This window comes from Modestobacter marinus (assembly GCF_019799945.1).
Taxonomy (GTDB): Bacteria; Actinomycetota; Actinomycetes; order Mycobacteriales; family Geodermatophilaceae; genus Modestobacter; species Modestobacter marinus_B.
Map to the genome: position 1 here is coordinate 1 of NZ_JABGCH010000150.1, position 799 is coordinate 799.

Consider the following 799-nt stretch of genomic DNA (forward strand, 5'->3'; position numbering starts at 1 on the left):
AGGAGATTGCGGAGATGGTCGGCTGCGCCGAGGGCACGGTGGTGACCTGGCGCGCCCGCTACGCCGAGCGCGGCCTGGCCGGGCTGGCGGATCTACCGCGGCCGGGCAAGCCCTCTCCGCTGCCCGAGGCGTTGCGGGATCGGGTGCTGGAGCTGACGCTGACCGAGCCGCCGGATCGGTTCGGCGCCACCCACTGGTCCTCGCGGCTGCTGGCCACGGCGCTGGCCGGCGAGGGCACGCCGATCTCGCATGCGACCGTCGCCCGGATCTGGCACCGCTTCGGCGTGCAGCCGTGGCGGGCGCAGACGTTCAAGTTCTCTACCGACCCGGCCCTGGACGCCAAGATCCGCGACGTCGTCGGCCTGTACCTGCATCCGCCGGAGAAGGCGGTGGTGCTCTGCGTTGACGAGAAACCGCAGATCCAGGCGCTCCAACGCACCGCGCCCACGCTGCCGGTGCGGCCGGGCCATCCCGAGGCAGCCAGCTTCGACTACGTCCGGCACGGCACCACCACGCTGTTCGCCGCGCTGGAGGTGGCCACCGGGCGGGTTACCGACGCCTGCACCGAGCGCCATCGGCACCAGGAGTTCCTCGCCTTCATGCGCCAGGTGGCGCGGGCCTATCCGCGCCGCGACCTGCACGTCGTGGTCGACAACCTCGCCACCCACAAGCACCCGGCGGTCCAGGCGTGGCTGTCCCGTCATCCCCGGGTAACCCTGCACTTCACGCCGACCTCGGGATCGTGGCTGAACCTCGTTGAGGCCTTCTTCTCGATCATCACCCGCCAGGCGCTGCGCCG

Annotated in this window: 1 protein-coding gene; it reads left to right on the top strand. The window is 71.6% G+C overall.

The window, feature by feature from the left end:
• Nucleotides 1-799, top strand: a 799-nt coding sequence (locus tag HK417_RS24465) for an IS630 family transposase (protein ID WP_222273402.1), incomplete at both ends; no start/stop codon positions are given.